Source organism: Bacillus sp. FSL M8-0350, from assembly GCF_038593345.1.
In the GTDB taxonomy this organism is placed as follows: Bacteria; Bacillota; Bacilli; order Bacillales; family Bacillaceae; genus Bacillus; species Bacillus safensis.
Map to the genome: position 1 here is coordinate 3,764,969 of NZ_CP151985.1, position 23,302 is coordinate 3,788,270.

General features: G+C 42.7%; 23 protein-coding genes, 4 tRNA genes and 1 other annotated feature. Of the genes, 4 read left to right on the top strand and 23 right to left on the bottom strand.

What is annotated here, in order from left to right; translation table 11 throughout:
• Window positions 1-43: 43 nt before the first annotated feature.
• From rlmH to NSS80_RS19595, 6 genes are all read right to left on the bottom strand, one after another.
• Window positions 44-523 carry a 23S rRNA (pseudouridine(1915)-N(3))-methyltransferase RlmH gene (rlmH, locus tag NSS80_RS19570; RefSeq protein ID WP_056766716.1) on the bottom strand — a complete coding sequence of 160 codons (480 nt, stop codon included), beginning with the start codon at window positions 521-523 and terminating at the stop codon, window positions 44-46.
• A gap of 80 nt (window positions 524-603) precedes the next feature.
• The gene (locus NSS80_RS19575; protein ID WP_065215011.1) at window positions 604-774 is read right to left on the bottom strand and encodes a CxxH/CxxC protein; all 171 of its coding nucleotides are present in this window, start codon (window positions 772-774) and stop codon (window positions 604-606) included.
• A 161-nt stretch (window positions 775-935) separates the two neighbouring features.
• Entirely contained in the window at window positions 936-1,766 is an 831-nt protein-coding gene (locus NSS80_RS19580; protein WP_034283577.1) for an energy-coupling factor transporter transmembrane component T, read from the bottom strand.
• On the bottom strand, window positions 1,757-3,472 hold the full coding sequence (locus NSS80_RS19585; protein WP_317222474.1) for an ABC transporter ATP-binding protein: 1,716 nt from the start codon (window positions 3,470-3,472) through the stop codon (window positions 1,757-1,759). The genes NSS80_RS19580 and NSS80_RS19585 overlap by 10 nt, the downstream gene beginning before the upstream one ends.
• A 19-nt stretch (window positions 3,473-3,491) precedes the next feature.
• Window positions 3,492-4,049, bottom strand: a complete 558-nt coding sequence (locus NSS80_RS19590) for an ECF-type riboflavin transporter substrate-binding protein (RefSeq protein WP_024424020.1) — start codon at window positions 4,047-4,049, stop codon at window positions 3,492-3,494.
• A gap of 14 nt (window positions 4,050-4,063) precedes the next feature.
• Complete coding sequence (locus NSS80_RS19595) at window positions 4,064-4,924, bottom strand: S-adenosyl-l-methionine hydroxide adenosyltransferase family protein (protein WP_024427616.1); 861 nt, start codon at window positions 4,922-4,924, stop codon at window positions 4,064-4,066.
• A 112-nt stretch (window positions 4,925-5,036) separates the two neighbouring features.
• Window positions 5,037-5,307: a binding site (T-box leader), on the bottom strand.
• Window positions 5,308-5,499: 192 nt separating this feature from the next.
• Between NSS80_RS19595 and NSS80_RS19600 the strand changes: the two genes are divergently transcribed.
• Complete coding sequence (locus NSS80_RS19600) at window positions 5,500-6,189, top strand: ABC transporter permease subunit (RefSeq protein ID WP_034283580.1); 690 nt, start codon at window positions 5,500-5,502, stop codon at window positions 6,187-6,189.
• Window positions 6,190-7,074 (top strand): ABC transporter ATP-binding protein, encoded by an 885-nt coding sequence (locus tag NSS80_RS19605; RefSeq protein WP_034283582.1) that lies wholly within the window; start codon window positions 6,190-6,192, stop codon window positions 7,072-7,074.
• A 40-nt stretch (window positions 7,075-7,114) separates the two neighbouring features.
• Here NSS80_RS19605 and NSS80_RS19610 read toward each other — a convergent pair whose 3' ends face one another.
• From NSS80_RS19610 to NSS80_RS19660, 11 genes are all read right to left on the bottom strand, one after another.
• Entirely contained in the window at window positions 7,115-7,579 is a 465-nt protein-coding gene (locus NSS80_RS19610) for a GNAT family N-acetyltransferase (protein WP_034283585.1), read from the bottom strand.
• 68 nt (window positions 7,580-7,647) lie between these two features.
• Complete coding sequence (locus tag NSS80_RS19615) at window positions 7,648-8,835, bottom strand: trypsin-like peptidase domain-containing protein (RefSeq protein WP_041118413.1); 1,188 nt, start codon at window positions 8,833-8,835, stop codon at window positions 7,648-7,650.
• A gap of 81 nt (window positions 8,836-8,916) precedes the next feature.
• Window positions 8,917-9,711 carry an MBL fold metallo-hydrolase gene (locus NSS80_RS19620; protein ID WP_034283589.1) on the bottom strand — a complete coding sequence of 265 codons (795 nt, stop codon included), beginning with the start codon at window positions 9,709-9,711 and terminating at the stop codon, window positions 8,917-8,919.
• Window positions 9,712-9,717: 6 nt separating this feature from the next.
• Window positions 9,718-10,581, bottom strand: a complete 864-nt coding sequence (gene yycI / locus NSS80_RS19625) for a two-component system regulatory protein YycI (protein WP_120208931.1) — start codon at window positions 10,579-10,581, stop codon at window positions 9,718-9,720.
• A complete protein-coding gene (gene yycH, locus NSS80_RS19630) occupies window positions 10,568-11,947 on the bottom strand; it encodes a two-component system activity regulator YycH (RefSeq protein ID WP_041118417.1) in 1,380 nt (459 codons plus the stop codon). Before yycH ends, yycI begins: the two co-directional genes overlap by 14 nt.
• Complete coding sequence (walK, locus tag NSS80_RS19635; RefSeq protein ID WP_024424029.1) at window positions 11,937-13,775, bottom strand: cell wall metabolism sensor histidine kinase WalK; 1,839 nt, start codon at window positions 13,773-13,775, stop codon at window positions 11,937-11,939. The genes yycH and walK overlap by 11 nt, the downstream gene beginning before the upstream one ends.
• A 7-nt stretch (window positions 13,776-13,782) precedes the next feature.
• Entirely contained in the window at window positions 13,783-14,490 is a 708-nt protein-coding gene (gene yycF / locus NSS80_RS19640) for a response regulator YycF (RefSeq protein ID WP_024424030.1), read from the bottom strand.
• 347 nt (window positions 14,491-14,837) lie between these two features.
• A tRNA-Phe gene (locus tag NSS80_RS19645) sits at window positions 14,838-14,910 on the bottom strand.
• A 27-nt stretch (window positions 14,911-14,937) separates the two neighbouring features.
• Window positions 14,938-15,014, bottom strand: a tRNA-Asp gene (locus NSS80_RS19650).
• Window positions 15,015-15,096: 82 nt separating this feature from the next.
• Window positions 15,097-15,168 (bottom strand) — tRNA-Glu (locus NSS80_RS19655).
• A 6-nt stretch (window positions 15,169-15,174) separates the two neighbouring features.
• A tRNA-Lys gene (locus NSS80_RS19660) sits at window positions 15,175-15,250 on the bottom strand.
• A 343-nt stretch (window positions 15,251-15,593) separates the two neighbouring features.
• Here NSS80_RS19660 and NSS80_RS19665 point away from each other — a divergent pair.
• The gene (locus tag NSS80_RS19665; protein ID WP_024424031.1) at window positions 15,594-16,118 is read left to right on the top strand and encodes a peroxiredoxin family protein; all 525 of its coding nucleotides are present in this window, start codon (window positions 15,594-15,596) and stop codon (window positions 16,116-16,118) included.
• A gap of 28 nt (window positions 16,119-16,146) precedes the next feature.
• Here NSS80_RS19665 and NSS80_RS19670 read toward each other — a convergent pair whose 3' ends face one another.
• The 6 genes from NSS80_RS19670 to NSS80_RS19695 form a co-directional block, all read right to left on the bottom strand.
• Complete coding sequence (locus tag NSS80_RS19670) at window positions 16,147-16,356, bottom strand: hypothetical protein (RefSeq protein ID WP_041118419.1); 210 nt, start codon at window positions 16,354-16,356, stop codon at window positions 16,147-16,149.
• 13 nt (window positions 16,357-16,369) lie between these two features.
• A complete protein-coding gene (locus tag NSS80_RS19675; RefSeq protein WP_041118421.1) occupies window positions 16,370-17,503 on the bottom strand; it encodes a DUF418 domain-containing protein in 1,134 nt (377 codons plus the stop codon).
• Between the two features lie 137 nt (window positions 17,504-17,640).
• On the bottom strand, window positions 17,641-18,930 hold the full coding sequence (locus tag NSS80_RS19680; protein ID WP_024424032.1) for an adenylosuccinate synthase: 1,290 nt from the start codon (window positions 18,928-18,930) through the stop codon (window positions 17,641-17,643).
• Window positions 18,931-19,185: 255 nt separating this feature from the next.
• Window positions 19,186-19,599, bottom strand: coding sequence for a VOC family protein (locus NSS80_RS19685; RefSeq protein ID WP_041118423.1), 414 nt, complete (start codon window positions 19,597-19,599; stop codon window positions 19,186-19,188).
• Window positions 19,600-19,728: 129 nt separating this feature from the next.
• Window positions 19,729-21,093, bottom strand: coding sequence for a replicative DNA helicase (gene dnaB, locus NSS80_RS19690; protein ID WP_003214779.1), 1,365 nt, complete (start codon window positions 21,091-21,093; stop codon window positions 19,729-19,731).
• Between the two features lie 213 nt (window positions 21,094-21,306).
• Complete coding sequence (locus NSS80_RS19695; protein ID WP_041118425.1) at window positions 21,307-22,263, bottom strand: DUF4885 family protein; 957 nt, start codon at window positions 22,261-22,263, stop codon at window positions 21,307-21,309.
• Between the two features lie 109 nt (window positions 22,264-22,372).
• On the opposite strand from NSS80_RS19695, the gene NSS80_RS19700 reads away from it, so the two are divergent.
• Window positions 22,373-23,230 (top strand): hypothetical protein, encoded by an 858-nt coding sequence (locus tag NSS80_RS19700; protein WP_041118427.1) that lies wholly within the window; start codon window positions 22,373-22,375, stop codon window positions 23,228-23,230.
• The last annotated feature ends 72 nt before the right edge of the window (window positions 23,231-23,302 follow it).

Here is a 23,302-nt window from a genome sequence, read left to right on the forward strand (position 1 = left end):
ATCATTACTAGGCTATTTTGTATGGTTTCTTAAAAAACCCCACCTATTTATGATAAGGCTCCCCCCGCACAATCCGAAACGCACGATAAACCTGCTCCACCAACACCAGCCTCATCAACTGATGCGGGAACGTCATCCTCGAAAACGACAGTTTCTCATTCGCACGCTGCATGACAGCGTCGCTTAAGCCAAGGGATCCGCCTATGACGAAACATACTTTGCTTTTTCCGTATGTTGCCAGCTTATCTATTGTATCGGCTAATTCTTCGGAAGTTTTCATTTTTCCTTCGATGGCGAGGGCGATGACGTGGGCGTCTGGGTTGATTTTGCTTAGGATGCGTTCGCCTTCTTTGTCTTTGATGATTTTCATGTCTTGATCGCTGAGATTCTCGGGTGCTTTTTCGTCCGCGAGCTCAATGATCTCGATTTTTGCGTAAGCCTGTAATCGTTTTGTGTATTCGGCTATTCCTTGCTTTAAATATTTCTCTTTTAATTTTCCTACTGTGATAATTGATATATTCACAGGTCATCCCCACCTTAAGAACAAGTTATTCATATAAGTTATCAACAATTGTGGATAAAATTTGTGTATTTTGTGTCCGATCATTCGTTCCCCACTATATATATTGCAGGTTCATCGCACAATTCACAGGTTGTGGATAAACTGTGTGTATGTTCGATTTTTCTGAATTCTGGCGGCGTTTCATGATCATCTATGTACATGTCTAATACGGTTTCTATGTGTTCTGCACACGCATAAAATGTTTTGTTCATAAGTTTCTGATTCCTCCAATAGGTTCTCTGGTTATTCACAAGTGTTTCGCTCATTGTCCAATATAACCGATTTATTCACATGTTAATAGTCTTTTACCATTTCTCACACCTTTTATCCACAAACCAAACAAAAAAGCCTCCACTCCTGTGAAGGCTTCCTTCTATAGAAACGGATTATAAAATCTCGTTCCTCTAACAAATGTAATCACTAGCGACACGATCAGCACCACACCAACAAACAATAATGCCACATAATCTGCTTTTTGAAAGTCTTTCGCCGTAAACCATGTGCGCTTTTTATGTTTCCCAAACCCCCGCAGCTCCATCGCATTGCTAATCGTCTCAATCCGCTCCAAGCTGGAGAAAATCAGCGGCATCACAATCGACAGCGCATTTTTAATCCGTTTCCCCAATTTTTCATTCTTCGATAAATCAATGCCTCTTGCTTGCTGAGAAATCGCAATCGTGCGAAAATCCCGCTGAATATCTGGTATATAGCGAAGAGCAATCGCTACAGCATACGAAATCCGGTAGCTGACCCCAATTCGGCTGAGAGATGAGGCGAATTCACTTGGATTTGTTGTCACAATAAATAAAAGCGCTGCTGGCATCACGGTCACATATTTCAGCGTAATATTCAACTGATAGAAAAGCTGTTCAAGTGTGACATTGTACCAGCCGGCAATATGAAACAGCTCGTGCTTCGCTCCGTAGATGGCGACACCTTGCTGGGGTGCAAAGATGTAAATGGCGATGTTATTGATCACTAGGAAAATCGCCAGGACGATCATCACGAAGGAAATATCACGAAATCGTACGTTCGACATCTGAAAGAACACGATACTGGCGGCTAACATAAAGACTAAAACGCCTGTATCATACGTGAGCATCGCTGCGGATGACCAGAGGATAAAGCAAATGAGTTTGGTTGCACCTGTCAGCCGGTGAATCGGCGACGGGCGATCGATATAGGACAGCATGTCTACAGCCATGTCATTCGTTCCTTTCTGTCAACCTCAATGAAGCGATCCACGAGTTCATTTGGATTCGGCCAATCTGCTTTCAGCGCCAGTTCATACAGCGACGTTTCCTTTAAGCTCGCCTTTTGGACAAGCAGCTGATCTGTCAGCACTTTGGCTGGTGTATCATCTGCGATTTTTTCTCCATCTGAAATGACAATGGTTCTTGTTGTGTATTCGAGCATCAAATGCATATCATGGGTGATCATGAAAATCGTGACACCCTGCTGATTTAATTGCTCTAAAAACGTCATCATCTCTGTGTAATGTTTAAAGTCCTGTCCTGCGGTTGGTTCGTCTAGGATGAGGATTTCTGGCTCTAGTACAAGTATAGATGCAATGGTGACGCGTTTTTTCTGTCCAAAGCTGAGGGCTGAAACCGGCCAGTTCCGAAATGGATACAGTCCGCACACTTTCAGGACCCGCTCCACCCGTTCTTTGATCTCTTCTTCCTTTATGCCTCTTAAAACGAGACCGAGTGCCACCTCATCAAAAATCATTTGTTTTGAAATCATTTGATTTGGGTTTTGCATGACGACGCCGATTCGTTCGGAGCGCTGTTTGATCGTATCTCCTGTGATGTCATCACCATTTAAAAGAATGGACCCCTTCGTTGGCTTTTCAAATGCACAGAGCACCTTGGACAATGTCGTCTTGCCCGCTCCATTGGCTCCTGCGATGCTGATCATTTCTCCTTTTTTGACGGTAAAAGAGATGTTGCTCAGCGTATTTGGTCTTGTTGGATAGTCAAAACTCAACTCGCGCACTTCTAGTAAATCCTGTGCTGCAATCTGCTCTACTGACGGCTCAGATGCTTCCATCCATTGCTCGATTTTCTCTTTTGCCTCATCGTCTAAAGTGAGACGCTGTAAATCAGCGATCTGATCTCCCGGTACAACCGGAATGCCTGCATATTTCATAGCTTTTACATATAAAGGCTCACGCAAATACGCCGCTTCTAAAACATTTGAGGCGAGCAATTCATCTGGGGTCATATCCGCTGCAATCTTTCCTTCATTGACAACGATGATGCGGTCCACATGACGGAAGAGGACGTCCTCTAATCGGTGCTCAACCATCACAATGGTTTTTTTCGTTTGTTTTTGCAGCCGGTCAATGAGGTCGATGACTTCTTTGCCTGTTGCAGGGTCAAGGCTTGCAAGTGGTTCATCAAACAGCAAAATGTCGACATCGTTGACAAGTACACCCGCAATGGCGACACGTTGTTTTTGCCCGCCTGACAGCTCATGCACGGACGATGCCAGCTTGCCGTCTACCTCTGTTAATCTAGCTGCTTCCTCGACACGTGTTTTCATTTCTTCGCGTGTGACTTGATCATTTTCAAGCGTGAACGCGATATCCTCTCCAACGGTCAGCCCAATGAATTGTCCATCAGGGTCCTGAAGCACCGTTCCGACAAGCTGTGAGAGCGAGAAAATGTTTTCTTTCTCTGCATTTTTCCCGCCGATGTGAAGACTTCCTTCCATAGAACCTTTATAAGACGCAGGAACTAGCCCATTGATACAATGGGCTAGTGTGCTTTTTCCCGATCCAGACGGGCCTGCGATGAGAACTTTTTCTCCTTCATAGATGGTCAGGTTGATATCCTTTAATGTTGGTTCTGCCTGACTGCGATACTTGAATCCGAAATGTTCGAATTGAATCATCGGTTTCTTCATTTATGTGTTCCACCTTGCTTCATGATGTTTCTTTCGATAGGCTGCCGCTTTTGCTTCTCGTTTTCGCATAAGCTGCAATGATGATGGTCCCTAGGACACCAACTGTGATGATGTTTGAAATCCCTGCCACGATGCCTTGGACAAACACTTTGTTCGCAGGTTCTGCATAGATCACAATGTCGAGTACAGGAGCAATGATAAACCAGCCTAATGCCTGTGCGCCTGCTTGTACGGCGTTAAAGAGCGTGATTTTCTTCCAGCCGAAGTCTCCCTCTTCTACTTTTAAACGGTTAGAAATAAAGCCGATCAATAAACCAACGACACCCGATACAATAATCCAGCTCCACCAAGGGCCAAATGTGGTCGCATCTTTAATGAGATGGCCAATAAAACCAATCAGTGCGCCTGCAACAGGACCAAATAGCACGGCCATTAATGCAAGGAATGCGTATGAGGTTTCAATTTGTGTATTCGGAATTCCAGTTGGAATGGAGACGAAGCGTCCTAAAATCACAAAGACGGCTGCGCCAATTCCAATGGCAACGACAGTTTTCGTTGAAAGTTGTTTTCCTGCCATGATGTATCCTCCTCTTATTCGTATATAATGCGCGGAGCTTTGCGAATCGAAAGGCGCCATCCTGTGCCTGTACCGATGTTATAAGCCTTTGCAAATGACCCTTGATTGATCGCCACGCCTAAATGGTCGAGTGAATTGACATATACGAGTGGTTCGCCTACCTTTAAGTCGGCAAAAGATCGTCCATAGGTCATGATATTTTTATACACATTTTTCGGCCCGTTGGCAATGGTAACTTCTATTGCATCCCCATAATTAATTGAAAGCTGTTCAAATAGCGTGTGATGAATGTTTGTCCATAGGTTTCCGAATCTCACATCTAAAATATCAATCGTCCCTGTGATCACATCTTCTTCCGCATAAGCCTGTACGACTGGAAGATGGATAATATCATCAATATTCGCCTTTGGCCCAACCTCTTCAAAAGAAATCACACCTGATGCAATTCTCGCCCCTGTATAAGCGTAAATGTCTCTCCCATGGAATGTATGTGATTTTCCCGACTTTGGCAGCCGGTTAATGGTTTCATCTAAGTAACGGGCTTCCACAATGCCAATATCCTGCGCGACGTGCGTGAGTGTCCCGTTATCTGGGGTAATGATATAGTGTGAACTTGTCGTTTTGACGACAAGACTTTTTCTCTCGGATCCAACGCCCGGGTCAACGACAGAAACGAATACCGTCTCTTCCGGCCAGTATGTGACGGTTTGAAGCAGGCGATAAGAGGCCTCCCAAATGTCATACTGCGGAATATTGTGTGTTAAATCAAAAATGCGGATGCTGCTGCTGACCGTATTTGCCACTCCGTACATTGCACTGACAGCTCCATCATCAATGCCGAAATCTGATTGTAAAACCAATGCATGTTCACTCATGTCAATCTCCCTTTCATTTGAAAAAATGGATGTGGTGTTTCACGTGGAACATTTGAACAATTGTATGAAAAAAAAGTGGACAATAAAAAATACCCCATCCTTATCTTTGAATCATAAGGACGAGGTATTTGTCTCGTGGTACCACCTTTATTTACTGTTTGCTCGCGCTAAACAGCCTCTACAAGTACAAAGCTCCAATCTGGCTCATATACTGTGGTTTTGATAACGAGTACCAACTCTCGTCGTCACCTACTAATATCATAGATATGTTCAGCACGAGGCTCAGAGACCATTTTTCGAATCATTATTTTTGCTTCTTTTCAGCTGCCGAAGCTCTCTGTGGAAAAATTGATGATTGTACTTTCTCTCGTCATTGCCTGTATAGTTATCTTGAATTAAAGCTATCATACATGATGTTTTTTGATAAATCAAGATATTTTTCTGAACATTTTTAAAAATGAGTCAACTGGTGCTGGAAGAGTCTTCTTTTTATGAAATTTAAACAAATGTTAAAGAGCAAGATATGGTGTCTTTCTTTTCTAGGGGTATAATAAAGGTGAAGGGAGGTACAGCGTGTGTGGACCATCTGTATGAATGAGTTTAAGCAGCTCTTCAAAAGCACAAAATCTATTTTAACAATTGTTATTATTTTCATTTTATCTACTTTTGTTTCAAGTCTTCCGTTTATCGCTGCTCATCAGGAAAAATGGGAACTGGCAAAGGATCCTTATTCTATTGGGAATGAACTGGTGATGTCTTTATTTGGTTTCTTCCTTATTTTTTTGTTGTCTCATGATATTTTAAGCCGCGAAATTCATTTGAAAACCATTCGTTTTCTCGTCAGTAAAACAACCCGTTTGAACATTATCATCGGGAAATATCTAGGACTGATGCTGTTTTGGCTTAGCTGTATTATGACGACATATGTGCTGAATATGGTGATTTCACACCGTTTTCTGTTCTCAGATGCCTTAAAAATCTTAACCTTTATCAGTGTCGGTATCTCATGTGCTTTATTTTTGTCCATGCTCTTTCCAACACCGCAGAAATCAATGTTTGTCGGCATGTTATTTTCCTTTCTTTTCCCAATCGTCAGTTTGATTTCTGTTCTTTCTTCAGAACGAATGATTCATTGGTTCCAATATATGACGCCTTATTATTATGCGCGCTGGAGTGAACCGCTGACCTACGTCCTAATGAACACGGCATTGACCGTTATCTTACTCATTGGAACTGCACTGCTGTTTCAAAGGAGGGATGTGTAGATGCTTCATACAAAGGGGCTCACAAAAAAATACCGTACAAAAGTCGCAATAGATCATATTAATCTTGATGTCAATCAGGGCGATATCTTCGGCCTCATTGGACCAAAGGGATCTGGTAAGACGACGTTTTTCAATATTATTACCGGGATCTCCCGCCCTACCTCTGGTACGTTTACAGTGATGAATATGCCTTCGCTAAAAAAAGTGAGACAGCATATCGGTGTTCTGCCAGAATATACGGATTTATATGAAGGTCTTACGGCTCTTGAGCATATTGCCTATTTATCAAAAGTCACCGGAACACGCCAGAAAACAAGTGATTATGAGGAATTACTCGAATTTGTCGGTTTACATCATGATCATCAGGAGAAGGTCGGTGCCTTCACACCTGGTATGAAGAAACGGCTCGGAATGGCGCAGGCCATCGCCCATCAGCCGGAATTTATTTTACTCGACGAACCTTTTGCCGATATTGATGCAGATTCGATCTTGCACATCCAGCGGGTCATTGAAACATTAAAGGATGAAGGAAAAACCGTCTTTTTAACAGCTGACCGCCCAAGGTTCACCAATAGTATTTGTACCAAAACGGCGTTCATTTCTGAAGGAAAATTAGTGTCCCCACATACTACTCATCCTCAAGAAAAAACCATCACATCCTCAAACATACGTGCAACCTTCAAGCATGCATGGATTGATGATGAGGTGAAACCTGTTCTCACGCAGTACCTGCAAACTGTCGGAACAGATCTTGTGATCAGTGATGACGAGACCTCATTGTTAATTCGTTCAGAAGCTCAAGTTCCAGCGATCATTCGCGCTTTTGTGAAGTGCAAAGTCGATTTATACAGGGTCACGGCTCAGGATGCCATGCTGTCCTCATAAAAAAGTACCGTACGCTTTCTGCACGGTACTTCTTCTTTTTTTATAAAGGTTTACTCATATAGATACCGGTTTCTGCAAATCCCGTTTTCTCGTACAGCGAACGGGCGATTTGATTGTGAGCAAAGACATGGAGCGAGAGCTTTTGCACACCTAATGACTTTGCCTGCTCCTCTAATGCAGCAATGGCCTGCTTTGCAAAGCCTTTTCCTCGATAAGCTTCAAACAAAATAAAGTTATAAATAAACCCTTCGTGCTGCGGGTGATTCGGGTCATAGCAAAGCCAAACCCAGCCAATCGCTTCATCTCCGTTTAAAAAATTCCACAGCTCATGATGCTCCGTCTGAAGTCCTTCTGGAAGCAGTCTGTCAAATTGTTCTTCTGCGTTCGCAAGTGATTCTTCCTTTTCCCATGTCCCTGCGAGTACCTTTTCTTCCGCGTACCGCTGAATGGCTTTCTCCATCAATACATCGTAATCAGTTTGTGACATCCGTTGTAGTGTAACCAATCGTACCGCCCCCTTTCCTTCATCATATGTCAGTCATGCCAAAAAAACCAGTTCCTAGTTGGAACTGGTTAGCCGCCATATCGGTCGGTTTGAGAAAGTTTGATCTCTGCTGATTTTTTCTTTCCGCTTCGGTAAAATTGCACCTTTACCTTGTCGCCGACCTTCCTTTGATATAAGTACTTACGAAGATCCACGATATTCTGTACACTCTTGCCATCAAAGGAGGTCACGACATCCAGCTCTTTTAGTCCCGCTTTTCCTGCTGGAGATAACGGCTCAACACTCATGACAACGACCCCAGATGTAACCTTAGATGGCAGTTTCAACGTTTCCTGCCAGTGGTAGCTCGCAATATCCGCTAATGATTTCATGCCGACGCCAAGGTACGGACGCTTTACCTCTCCGTAGCGCTCTAAATCCTCTATGACAGGTATGACCAGATTCGCTGGAATGGACAGCCCGATTCCTTCTACCTCTGATTCAGCAATCTTCATTGAGTTGATGCCGATCACCTTTCCGTCCATATTGATCAAGGCACCACCGCTGTTTCCAGGATTGATGGCGGCGTCTGTTTGCAGTACTTCTGCATTCCAATCCGTCTGTCCGTCCCCATTTGAGTCCACAGGGATCGCACGCTCCGTGCCTGAAATGACTCCTTGTGTGACAGAGCCTGCGAATTCAAGCCCTAATGGATTTCCAATGGCGATGACTGGCTCACCCGGCTTCACATGATCTGAGTTACCGAAGGCTGCCGTTTTCTTGATTTTATCACTTTTGACAGTGAGAACTGCTAAATCCATGAGTTGATCGCTGCCGACAAGATTGGCACCAATTCTTGTCCCATCATGGAGGCTCACTTCAAGCTGGTTGGCGCCTTTGATGACGTGATGGTTTGTGACAATATAAAACGTGTCACCCTTTTTTTTATAAATCACACCTGACCCGCTACCTGCTTCTCCGCCTTCCTCCCAAAAGCTCGACTTTTGGATATTAATGACGCCGACCACCGTATCTGACATATTAGACACCACTTTCGTGACTGCATCATTGACGTTTACATTCACAGTTTTTAAAGGGCCCTGAGATGTTTGTCCATCACCGTTCTGCTGCCATCCAAAGGGACTGCCGCTCTGTCCAGATACATAGGGGAAAAAGAATCCCATTAAAAAAGCTCCTACCAATACACCGATCAAACCAGAAAGAAAATATCCTTTTCTGCTTCGTCTCGGCTTCCACTCTACATCGCGATAATCCACTATGTTTCCTTCCTTTCAGTGAATAGATGATGTATATAGTGTTGGTAAGAAGCTCTTATCTTAATCATACGATTATAAAAATCATACGGCGCAAAGCGGGGTTGCTTTTTTCGGGTCCGTATCAAATAAATCAAAGCCGTCCCCCACAACAAAGCCCTTCATTTCAAGCGTCTGCTGGACCGCCATACGGGCTAAATCCTTCATGTTGTTATCTTGACTCAAGTGAGCCAAATAAATGCGTGAGGTGGCATCTCCAATGACATCTGTCATCGCGAGAGCAGCATCTTCATTTGATACATGTCCGACATCACTCAGAATTCTGCGCTTAATGCTCCATGGGTAGCGGCCCATTTGCAGCATCCCGACATCATGATTGCTCTCAAACACAAACGTATTGGCTGACTTAATAATGCCTTTCATGCGGTCACTCACATAGCCTGTATCTGTCATGAGGGCAAGTTTGCGCCCTCCATAATGGAACACGTAAAACATAGGCTCTGCCGCATCGTGTGAGACGCCAAATGACTCGACATCAAGGCCGCCAAAGGATTGAACGGTCTCCATATCAAAATGGAATTTCTGCTCTGTGTCAATCTTTCCGATATGAGACTCCATTGCCTTCCATGTTTTCGCATTTGCATAGACAGGAAGCTTGTACTTTCTTGCCATGACACCAAGCCCTTTAATATGATCGGAGTGCTCGTGTGTCACAAAAATGCCGTCCAAGTCCTCAGGCTTGCGGTCGATTTGGCTAAGCAGCTCGACCATCTGTTTGCCGCTTAAACCAGCATCCACCAAAAAGGCATGCTCGTCTGTTTCTAAATAAAAAGCGTTCCCCGTACTTCCGCTCGCTAGTACACTGAACTGCAAGCTCATGTTCTCTCACTCCATTGAAGATTTGTCATCTTTCTCTATATGATCAAGTGTTGAGCCATCAATGGCATTGATCAAATATTCTTCTTCTGTCTTTTTCTTTGAACCTGCTGATACGCCTTCAAGCTCCACCCGCCATACAGGTACCATGACTTGCGTGCTTGCCCCTGGGTATTGCGTATAGTAGCCAAGCTCTACCTTTTTCACGGTCGTGTTTTGGCTCAGCATATTTTGCGTATATAAGTCCTTCACTGTTTCAAGTGCCGGGACAAGGGTTTCTTTTCTCACTTCATTAATCGATGTCACCATTGATTGCTGATATGAGACGATCTCGTTTTGATCGTTGAGATTTAAGGTGATTTGCCCGATGGTTTCGGTGTCATCAAGGCCTTCTTGGAAGATGTATTTCCCTTTATACGTTTGGAAAAAGACGATTTTCCCTGTCTCTTCATCTATACTCCACAGCTTATAATTCTTCCCATCCAGCAAACGCTGGTTCACAAGGTTCGTCGCCGCTGTTTTGATATCCTTTTTCGGCAAGGCAACTGGCTTGTTGAAGGTCATTTCAAGCAGCGTGACAGGATCATCTTTGTCTGTTTTCGGGAATGTGCTTTTCGCCTTTTGATCAGCTAATCCGTCGACATCCTTTTTCGTATATTGCTTCTTTTCAGCTGTAATGCGGTATCCAATCTTCGCTTCATCTGATAGATTGCCATATTTGATCCCGTCTGCCTTCATTTCTTCCAGCGTATCCGTTTTTTCGATAATCGCAAAATGATCGGTTGACCGTTTTTCAAAGTATTGAAAACCTAGAAAGATATCGAGAACGAGAAAGGCTAGGATAAAGATCGTTTTGGTCTTATTCCACTCCATGATTCTCGCTCCCCTCTGTCAAAAGATCATTCGATAGAATCACGGTTTTGCCGTTATATTTCATGCACCATACAGGCTCCAGCCAGACAAACATCGCTTGATCTTGATCTGATGGAGTTGAAGCAGCTTGATATGCAGGGAAAATCTGTTCAATTTTCTCCAGGTCATCATATTTCGTCTGCTTGATGATCAAGTCCTTCAGCTCTGTCCCGTTCATCAGCTTGACCTGTTCACTTTGACTCGCTTTATTGCCAAGAATATAGTTTGGGCGCTTGTAATTCAAAATGTCATCATTCGCCCATTGGACTTCAAGGGAGGTCATCCCAAATGGATGCTTTGTACTGTTCACAATCGGCAGACCGTCCATAAACATATTAAAGGACAGCTGCTGGTTGCTGTTGATGCCAAAATATTGATAGTCATCAGTAAAGCTTCCCGTATCATTGAAATATTTCACACTTCGCTTAATCAAATCCCCCGTTTGGAAAACAGTGCTGGAATTGATATTGCGGTGCTGATATTGAATGCGGTGGTCTTTTTGATTGGCTTCAAGGCGGCTTGTGCCATCTGTGTACACCGTCCGGTTTAAATTAGATTCCTCACCGACAAGGCTCGGGTCCGTAAACAAAGCGTCTTTGAATTTATTTGTCTTAATCGTTTCGATAAAGAACATCTTCGCTTCAAGCTGCTTTTGCTTTCTCGGAAGAAGGAAATCTCGTTTAGAATTCGTTGAGAATGTATAAAGATCATAGCGCGGCATCTCGTTTTGAGCGGCTGCGATACTGTTCATTAGATTACGGTAGTTGGCGGACTCAATTGTCAGCTCAAGCACCGTCTCCTTGCTGTATGAGACCAAATACACTTTTTTATTCGCCTTATCCTGCTGGGCGAACGGCACGATCATCCGATCAAACGAGTTGTATTCAATGGACTTGTTCGGCCATTTAAAGAGCGCTTGAAAAATATCAATTGGAATCGGATCATTGAACACAAGATCCAAAGTCTTCCCTTGTCCTTCGCGTCCATAGAAGAAATTCTTAAATTTCTGCTCGGAATATTGATCTGACACATCGTTAATCTCTTTGACATCCCAAAGGCTCACATCATTCCAAAAGTTTTGAAAGAGTTCCTTTTGATCCACTTTAAAATGCTCCCCATTTGAATGGATGAACATCTCGCGCGGCTTCACGACATCAATGAGACTTCTAGGCTCGTCGCTTGAAATCTTCTTCGTTTCCACGACCTGTGTGCCGGTATCTGCCTGATCCTGCATGACGGGCTGGAACATCCAGATATTCCACGTAAATACAAGACTGATCGCAATTAGGATTGTCAATATTATGGTTTTAAAGGTCTCACGCTTCATCCCAATCATCCTCTTGTTCTTCATTGTACGGAAGGGTAAAGGTCACCGTTGTCCCTTTTCCTTCAATGCTGTCAGCCCAAATATCTCCGCCATGAGCCTGAACCATTTCTTTTGCAATCGCAAGACCGAGGCCGGTTCCGCCAAGCTTTCTTGTTCTTGCTTTATCCACCCGATAAAAACGTTCAAAGATTTTATCCATATCCTTCTTCGGAATACCGATTCCTTCATCTTTCACGCTGAATAACACAAGGCCTTTCTCCTCATCCAAATCGACGGTAAACGTGATGTGTCCACCCTCTGGTGAGTATTTCATGGCATTGGAAATGATATTATCGAGCACCTGAGTAATTTTATCTTGGTCGATTTCCACATATACTTCACGCTGCGGCAGGTTGCGGATAAAATCGACATGCTGCTCCTTCGTCATTTCAAAACGATCAATGACGAGCGAGATAAACCTGATAAAGTTCGTCCACTCACGGTTGAATTGATAATCCTTGCTGTCGAACTTAGACAGCTGCAGCAGGTCATTGACAAGCCGGATCATCCGCTCAGTTTCATTTTGCGTGACACTGAGGAATCTTGGTGCAAGCTCTTTATCACCAATCGCACCTTCAGCCAGCGCCTCAAGGTAGCTTCGCATCGTCGTCAGCGGTGTGCGCAGCTCATGCGATACGTTCGCGACGAATTCACGGCGTTCAGCATCAATTTTCTCCTGCTCTGTGACGTCATAAATGACCGCAATTAAGCCATCAATTTTCCCATGCTCTTTCTGAATGACGGAGAAATTCACACGCAATACAGACAGCTGGTCTTCGCGTTCAATTTCTATCAGCATAGAATCTTGATTTTCGACTAAATCTTCAAATGTATGAGTTTCCTCTAAGCCAAGCAAAGACGTGATCGGCATCTCTAGTGCTGTTTCACGTGAAACATTTAACAGCTCTAATGCAGGGCTGTTTAATAGAATAATTGCACCGTTTTGATTCGTTGCGATGACACCGTCCGTCATATAGGCAATAACAGAAGAAAGCTTTTTCCGCTCCCCCTCCGTCATCAGCTGAGCTTCCTCCAGCTCTCTCGTCAGATGGTTAAAGGTTGTCGCAAGCTGGCCAATCTCGTCATGTCCATACTTCCGGACCTTTCTGGAGAAGTTCCCTTTGGCAAGCTCAATCGCCTGCTTTCTCATATCTGAAATAGGATGAGTGATCGTTCTAAAGATGAAGATACCCAGTAGAGCAGTCGTCCCAAGTGCAATCAGTGTCCCAGTTGCTAAAATGGTGTTAATGGTTCGCATTTGGTTAAACACACTTTCCATTGAAGACACAACATAAATCACACCAACGGTCTCTTGGTTCTCATTTTTTACGGCTGTCGCAGAAATACGCACCCTTTTATTTGACTCAGGGTCATAGAATTTTTTCTCATAGTCTTTGCCGACCGCAAAAATACGGCTAATGATTTGATCAGTGATTTTCTTGCCAGCAATCTCTTGGCTGCCGTTATTTACAGAAGCAATGACCTCTCTGCTTTCGTCAATATAGCTGACTTCAGAGATTTCATTAGACTCATCTTTGTTGTTAAAATCGTTTAATATCTTTTGAGCATCCTCTTTTAATTCTGCTTTGCTTTTCGATGAATCTTGTTCTAGGTAATACGATAACGAGTAGATTCGCTGATTCAAGGAATTATCATATGAATTAATTAAGGACTGCTCTAGCTGCTTCACAAAGTACACGCCAATGATCTGCATGGCGACGATGATCAGCAGCACGTAAATCAAGGTCAATTTGAAGTGAATCGAGCGAAAAAAACCTACTTTACTCATAAGAATCTTAGTCCTGCTCTGGGTTTCTTAAATAGTAGCCTACGCCTCGTCTTGTCACGATCCAGCTCGGGTGGCTAGGATTGTCTTCAATCTTTTCACGAAGACGGCGGACTGTGACGTCTACTGTACGGACATCTCCGAAGTAATCATAGCCCCATACGGTTTGCAGCAAGTGCTCACGTGTCATGACTTGTCCGATATGTTTCGCTAAATAATGAAGCAGTTCGAACTCACGGTGCGTCAATTCAATCGTTTCCTCGCGCTTAGACACCACATACGCATCTGGATAAATAACAAGTGATCCAACCTCAATATCATTTGATTCAGATTCTTCCTCCGTCTGCGGAGCAGCGGTTTGTCTTCTCAAATTCGCTTTCACGCGGGCAAGCAGCTCACGTGTGCTGAAAGGCTTTGTCACATAATCATCTGCGCCAAGCTCAAGGCCGATGACTTTATCAATTTCAGAGTCTTTTGCTGTCAGCATGATAATCGGCATATCATATTTCTTTCTCACTTCACGGCATACTTCAACACCATCTTTATTCGGCAGCATAATGTCGAGCAGAATAATGTCCGGCTTGATTTCTTCTACCATTTCAAGGGCTTCGTTTCCATCATATGCACAATGAACCTCATAGCCCTCTTTCCTTAAATTAAATTCCAATATATCAGCAATCGGTTTTTCATCATCTACGACAAGAATCTTTTTTTCCATTGTGATTTCCTCCTGCATTTTTAGCATCTATGTCATTCCATTTTGCATGTATCATTACACCTTTTCCATTTATGAAAAAAAGGCTCACTGTCTATTATAACGTTTTACAAGGCAAAGATAAAAATAATAACGGCTTTCTTTTCTAGTAAACGTTGGATAGGAAGGCGCCGCTCGAAAAAATTGATGACTTTTTCCTTTTTTATTGAAACTTTTCCAATCACCAGCCGTCTATATAGATGTAACGTCTTCTTCTTATGGAGCCGGGCCCTACCTAGGTCCGGCTTCTCCCTTTTTATGCCTTCTTTTCATAATAAAAACGCACCTGCGATTGCAGATGCGTTTGGAAGTGGCTCGGGACGGAATCGAACCGCCGACACACGGATTTTCAGTCCGTTGCTCTACCAACTGAGCTACCGAGCCATCATCAAAAAGATGAATATGTATAAATGGCGGTCCGGACGGGACTCGAACCCGCGACCTCCTGCGTGACAGGCAGGCATTCTAACCAACTGAACTACCGGACCTCAGTAACTTGCCCGAAAAAGCAATCGTGGTGCTCCTTCAAGCAAGTGAGGAAAAAATTAGCTTAACGCTAAAGTAAATCAATGACCCGTACGGGATTCGAACCCGTGTTACCGCCGTGAAAGGGCGGTGTCTTAACCGCTTGACCAACGGGCCAATACATGGTGAGCCATGAAGGACTCGAACCTTCGACCCTCTGATTAAAAGTCAGATGCTCTACCAACTGAGCTAATGGCTCTCGGCTTGTGAAAAGTGAATCTGAAGAAGCTGTATTGCGCCAAACCAATCGCTTTAAAAAAGCTGGAACATCGCATCCTAACAAGTTTCAGAGACCTTTGCAACAACGAGATTTATAATATCATAGAGTAAATACATATGGCAATACGTTTTTCGACATTTTTTTAAAAAAAGTGTCGGATTGAAATATCTTCTATCAAAGCTCCCACTTCTGCAACCGCCTTCATTAGATAGCCCTTTTCGGATGTCTTCTGCCTACTCAAACACATAGACACGTTTCAGGCCGCTCAAAAATGGCTATACATGAAACAAGTGACATTGTCATTGAAAAAGGAGGAAGCAGTATGAGTTCATTCAAATTAGGAGATAAAATGCCCAACTTTTCACTTCCAACAATACAGGGCGATCACATTGATTTCGACAAACATTTAGAGGAGCATCAAAGCTGGCACCTGATCGTCTTCTTTAGAGGATCTTGGTGCCCGGTATGTGTAGAAGAATTAAAAGAGCTCGAACAGCAGCAATCATACTTTCAGGACAAGGATATTCACTTGATGGCGATTTCAACGGATAACCCTGATGACTTGAAGGCGTTTGCTGATAAAGAGGGACTGTCCTTCCCGATCATGTATGACCATGATCTCACGTCATTAAAGGCATATGAAGTACACTATCACGGGGAAGATGCCCCATATGAAGATCACGGGGTGCACGGTGAACCTGCTTATTTCTTATTAAATGAAAAAGGTCAAGTGCTCTATCAGCAAAGACAAACAAGTCCGTTTGGCAGACCGCACGCCAACGAACTACGCAAAATCATCCAGTACATCCGTAAAAATTTAAAAGGCCAATATAAAAGCCTGAAGTAAGGAAAAAGCCCTCGTGATGAGGGCTTTTTTATGAACGTTTTTTGTTAAATAGCCAGTCAGCTGAGAAAAAAACAAGGAGTCCCGCCATTAAAATGACAAAAGTAACCGGTGGTCTGTCACCTTGGAAAAACGCGTACAGCGCATGCCCTCCTAATGCCAGAAGATAAAAGACAAATGCCGGCACAGCAGCTTTATGTGTATTCGCTTGATCTCTTTTCGTCATTTTTTTAAAAAACATTGTGCTCTCCCCTTTATGATGCTTTTTTCATCGTCACCCTGCGAAGTGCCCGTGAACGGATATATTCCATTGGTCCAATTCTCCAAACCTTTAGGCAAACTGCTGAAATCGCGATTTGCAGAAGTGAAATCAACAGCCATGCCAATACAATAAGGGGCGCATTGATTTGACCGCCAAGACCCAATCCCCAGCTATAAAAAAGAATGGAACAGATGACATTTTGCAGGATGTAGCAGCTAAGCGCCATTTTCCCTACATATTCAAACCAAGTCCACATGAACCAAGACTCCGTGCGTGCGAGGAGCTTCGCAATGACAGCTATATAGAAAATAGAGAGAAATGGTGAAAAGGCGTAGCGAACCACAAATTCCACTAAATCGTTCGGTACGAAAACTAGTGCATTCAGCGGCAGACCAATCCACAGTCCGATTCGGAACAATATTTTCCGGAGAGATTGTCCGCGTTCATTTGCATAAAATACACCGGCTCTCATCATCCGCACACCCAATAAAAACAGAAATGTGTTCATTGGAATAATAAAGACCGCTTCTTCTCGGTACATGAAAAAGTATTGTAATCGTTCTTGAACCTGCGAGATCCATGTCTCTGGCAGCTGCTCTTCCAGCGCCGGTTCACCGCTTTGATCATCGGACGCTGACTCCATTTCAGAGAGGGAGTACAGCATCAGACATGACATCACGAGCAGATGAATCACACCTGAGAAAATCATGCCCTTTTTGATGCGCCTGCTTCCTCCCCGTACAATGTAAGCCACAAGCAGCCCCGTAACGGCATAGCTCATGAGCACATCATATTCCATCACAAGCGTAAAATGGACAAAGCCTTCGATAAATAAAAATAAAAGAATCCATAAATAAGTACCCGGCCAAGGCGTGTCCTTCCTTTTTGCCTGCTGGTATTTCAGCTCCAATCCAACACCAAACATGATCGTGAGCAGCGAGAGCATTTTTCCATAAACGAACATGGAGACAAGACTTTCTAGAAAACTGCCATTTTCATATTCATCCGCAATCTGATCTGTCGCAAAGGTATCCCCTGCATACGCAAAAAACCAGACGTTCGTTCCCAAGGTGCCTAGTATGGCAAAACCTCGTAAAATATCTAATAATCGTATTCTTTCTTTCACTAGAACGCTCCTTCCCTCCTATACAGTTATCATATTTTGGTAATGACCGGAAGTCCGTTCTAGTGAAATTAAGAAATATTTAAACAAAAAAACACCAGCAAAATGCGAGATTTTACTGGTGCTTCATCAATCTATTCTTATGGACGGTACACGCTGCGGACAACGTTCGTTTGTGAACGATCTGGTCCGACTGAGAAAATGGAAAGAGGAATACCTGTTAATTGTGAAATGCGTTCTAAATAATGGCGGGCATTTGCAGGCAGCTCACTTAAGTTCTTCACACCTGTAATATCCTCTGTCCATCCTGGCATTTCTTCGTAGACAGGCTCACATTTCGCTAATTCATTTAGGCTTGCTGGGAATTCCTCAGTGATTTCTCCATTCAATTTATAGGCGACACAGATTTTCAATTTTTCAATCCCTGTTAGTACATCAATTGAGTTAAGAGATAAATCTGTAATTCCGCTCACACGGCGTGCATGACGGACAACAACGCTGTCAAACCAGCCGACACGGCGCGGGCGTCCAGTTGTCGTACCGTATTCACGTCCAACCTCACGAATTTGATCGCCAATTTCATCATGAAGTTCTGTCGGGAATGGGCCATCTCCAACACGTGTTGTGTACGCTTTTGACACGCCGACTACATGTTGAATTTTCGTTGGTCCTACACCAGAACCAATTGTCACGCCTCCAGCTACCGGGTTAGATGACGTCACAAATGGGTATGTCCCTTGATCGATATCAAGCATGACCCCTTGTGCTCCTTCAAATAGCACGCGGCGGCCTTCATCTAGTGCATCATTCAAAACAACAGATGTGTCTACGACATATTTTTTCACTTGCTGGCCATATTCATAATACTCGTCTAAAATATCTTCAATCTTGAAGCCTTCTGTGTCATACATTTTCTCTAAGAGACGATTTTTCTCTTCTAGATTACGTGCAAGCTTCTCTTCAAATACTTCACGATCTAATAGATCTGCGACGCGGATACCAACGCGGGCAGCTTTATCCATATAAGCTGGTCCGATTCCTTTTTTCGTCGTACCGATCTTATTAGCCCCTTTCCGCTCTTCTTCTACCTCGTCCAATTTTAAATGGTAAGGCAGAATAACATGGGCTCTATTGCTGATTCTGAGGTTATCTGTACTCACATTCCGTTCGTGAAGATACGCAAGCTCAGTGACCAACGCTTTAGGATCAACCACCATTCCATTACCGATGACACAAGTTTTCTCTTTATAAAAAATACCGGATGGAATGAGGTGTAGCTTGTATGTCACTCCATCAAATTTGATCGTGTGACCTGCATTGTTTCCCCCTTGATAACGGGCAATCACCTCTGCATTTTCTGAAAGGAAATCGGTAATTTTCCCTTTCCCTTCGTCACCCCACTGCGTACCTACTACGACTACTGAAGACATATCGTGCACCTCCGTTAACCTTTCAAAACGTTATCTCTTTCAAACACATTTATTTTATCAATGCACAACGAAAAAGTCAACGCGAAATCCGAACATTAATATATCGAAATCAAATTTTGTTCGTTTTAAATATAAAGAAAAGCGCTTTAATCACTTTTCCAGTGCTTAAAAATGGAGATTTTGAGCAAAAACAACTTTTTACCGTTTCCAGCTGTTCATCAACATAAAAAAGACCCCCAACAATGGGCGTCTTTTTTAAACAGGTGTAATACCATCTGTGTTCATCAGCACAACTCGATACCCATCTGGGTCTTCAATGGTTGCTCCTCCCCGGTCCCAGTATGGATTCGTTGAGGTGACATGCCGTCCGCCAAATGAGAGCAATCTCTCTTTCATTTGCTGAAATTCTTCTGCATCTGGAATATAGAAAACAAGCAGCTGTTCTGGATGCGGGACGGGCAGGCTTTCTTCTTCTTCATGTTTGGTGATTTCTAAATGAACATGCTGGTGAGGCAGCCCGAGCATCACACCATCGTACCCTTCATGCTGATCAAATGAGCCTATTCGTTTGAGCCCTAAGCCTTCTTCATAAAAGGAAACAACCTCTTTCATGTTGACGGTTGGGCGTGCGATACGTAATTGAGCGGCTTCAAACTGTTGAAATTTCATCAGTCTTCACTCCTTTTCTCCTTTTAGTATACGCTCTCTCTTTTTCTCTCTCCTCCTCATTTTGATTGTTTTTTCAATCATTCTTTCGATGTAGATCAATCAAAAAAGCCCAGCTTCTTGAGCTGGGCTTTAAGCACCGGGCGGAACACCCGCATCATCAAATCTTCTTTCCAAGTTGACGAATTTGTTATATTCTTTGACGAACGCCAGTGATACTGTACCAACGGGACCGTTACGCTGTTTGGCAATAATGATTTCGATAATGTTCTTATTCTCTGATTCTTTGTCATAGTAATCATCACGATAAAGGAATGCCACGATATCGGCATCCTGCTCGATACTTCCTGATTCACGAATATCAGACATCATCGGACGTTTGTCCTGGCGCTGCTCTACCCCACGGGAAAGCTGAGACAAGGCAATAACCGGAACTTCAAGCTCCCTTGCCAGCGATTTTAATGCCCTAGAGATTTCAGAAACCTCCTGCTGACGGTTATCGCTTGATCGCCCGCTCCCTTGAATGAGCTGCAAGTAGTCAATCAGGATCATGCCAAGACCATTTTCTTGCTTCAATCGGCGGCATTTCGAGCGAATTTCACTTACTCTGATTCCAGGTGTATCGTCAATGAAAATTCCGCTGTTTGACAGCGAGCCCATCGCCATTGTCAGCTTGCCCCAGTCCTCTTCTGTCAGATTACCGGTTCTTAGGTTTTGTGCATTGATATTCCCCTCTGCACAAAGCATACGCATAACGAGCTGCTCAGCACCCATCTCTAAACTAAAGATGGCGACACTTTCATCCGTTTTGGTCGCGACATTTTGGGCAATGTTCAATGCGAAGGCGGTTTTCCCTACTGATGGACGAGCCGCTACAATGATTAAATCATTTCGCTGGAATCCAGCTGTCATCCGGTCAAGCTCAGAGAAACCTGTTGGAATCCCTGTGATATCGCCTTTACGGTTATGAAGCTGTTCAATATTATCGTATGTTTGAACAAGAACGTCCTTAATGTTTTGAAAGGCTCCTGAGTTTTTACGCTGCGCCACTTCCATAATGGTCTTTTCAGCATCGCTCAACAGGTCCTCTACTTCATCCTCACGTGTGTATCCATCTTGTGCAATGGTTGTCGCCGTACGGATCAGACGTCTTAAAATGGATTTTTCTTCTACAATTTTTGCATAGTATTCAATGTTTGCGGCAGTTGGGACAGAGTTCGCAATATCGGTTAAATACGAAATCCCGCCTACCTCTTCTAGTAAATCTGTATTGGCAAGCTCAGATGTCACCGTGACAAGATCGACCGGTTCTCCTCTATCGCCAAGTACAAGCATCGCATTGTAAATCTTTTGATGCGACATTCTATAGAAATCCTCTGGAATTAATACCTCAGAAGCGAGCGTTAGCGCAGATGGTTCTAAAAAAACAGCACCTAATACGGCCTGCTCGGCTTCTATATTTTGCGGCGGCAGCCGGTCATCGAGAAGTTCCGTCATGCCAAGCACCGTCCTTTCATAAAAAAATACGCTACTCATCATTTTAACATTTTCATCAATAAAAAAGTGAAAAACATCGACTATAGTCAAAATTACCATGTTGATATTTTGTGCAAACCAGCGCATTTCAATAGAAAAGACTCTGTAACATCAATTGTTATAGAGTCTTTCGTTATCGCTAATGATTTTGTATCCGTCATCGTTCAAGTTTTGTTAATCTATCGTTTTCTTAACCCCATAATTCACTTTTTGCCCAATGTCTTGTAAAGAATCGTTTTGATAACCAATAGATAACTCCAAATCTGGAATGGAATCAAACCCGTTTTTCGCTAGGTCAAATAGCTGTGCTCCGTAATGTGAAGCGGCAATGCGCGCATTTTCTGCTGTATATGGATTTTTAAGAAGTTCTTCTTTGTATAGATCAAAAATATTCGTTCCGTTATCCGTTACAAATTGACCATTTACAATGCTTAAATCCTTTAAATTGTAGCCTGTGACCGTTTTGATTTGATTAACAAGATGGAACTTGGCCAGAGAATCCGGTGTGAATTGAGTAGAATCATCATTTCTGCTTTTCATGATATGGAAAAATAATTCTCTTGTATTGTTGGTTGTATTTAATAAGTCTTCTATTTGTTTCATCAGCGTTTCGTCTTTTGAACCACTTACCACTAATTTAAAATTGTTCGGGTCAATGGTAAAAGTGAGATTTGTGTTTTTAGGAAGGGATATCCCGTTTTTAGAGAATAAATCTTGTATTTGTTCGTTCACTTTTTGGCGATTGAGTATTTTCTTTTCTACACTTTCTTGGGTAGGGTCATACCGTTTTTCATTACGAAAGGCGGCATCATTAGAATTAAAATGTCCTCCTGTTCCACTATTAGCCCATCCAATTTCAATAGAGTAAGCCGCCTCTCTTTCCGGTTTAGTTAAATCATTTCTGAAATAAGGGGAGTTTGGATTTCGATACTTATCAAATATATGACCATGAGGATCTTTGAATCGTTTATTTTGTTCATTTATTTTTTGGTATTTTTCATCTAAAATTTTCATTCTTCTATCAGCTTCGGTCATCACCTCGTTTGTACTTTTAATAGCTGATTGATCTTTAGAGTCTATTCGGTTCTGATTGTTTGAAGCAACTGCCGTGTATGACGAGTTAATATTCATTTTGATTCTCCTTTTTTAAAAAAATAGTGATTATTAAATATATCGGCAATTCAGTTAAAATTTGTTAGTTTCGATCCGATATAGTAATTATTACAAGTAGGGTTAAAATATGACAAATACTATCTTCAAACGTTTTTTGTTACCTGCATTGGTATTCGTGCTTGTTACTAGTTTTTTTGCACCTAATTCAGCAGAAGCAGCGATTACGGGGAATAACAGCCCTAACACAGCAAGCTCAATGGGATATTGGAAAAATAGTCGCCCAGATACAACAATCTTACCTGAAGGTGAAAATGAAGCGTATTATCAGTTTACGATCAATAAAGGTGAAAGAGTTTATGTCAGAAGTTCGTATAATAAGCAATATACAGGGATGAAAATCGAGGTGTATAATTCGAAAAGTTCAGATGAAAGAAGTAGGGTGATTAACCCTGATTCAATTACGCCGTTTATTTTTGCCAATACTGATGAAGTTACTTCAACTTCAGAAACTTATTTTGTGAAAGTAACTCGTGGCACATATACAGGAAATATGTATTTTACTGTATCCATTCAAGATCGAATTAAATCTGGAAATAGTACATTCAACTTTACGGGGACCGCTACCAACCTGGGGAATACTTCTTTGAATTTTTTAGGAGTTGATTCTTCTATCATTACAATGGATTTAACGAACAATTCTTCTATCCCTAAAAATGCAATCGTTAAATCGATTTCAACAACTAGTACCCAATCGCCTAACCAAGGAAATGTCACACACAAACTGATGGCTGATGAAAACAAGATTTGGAACGAATCCGTTTTTTCATCTGCAACAAGTGGTTCTTACCGTATTTCTCTGGAAGATCAATTAAGAGTGGCTCAAAAATGGAGCTTTAAGTACAACGCAAAGGCTACTGCGAGATCTACTATGAGCAATGTCAAAGCCGATATTCGTTACGAATATGATGTCACAGATGGATTCTAATTGAATGGTGTTTACAGACATGTACACCAATTGATCAAAAAGTAAGGGGACATCCCTTACTTTTTTCATTTC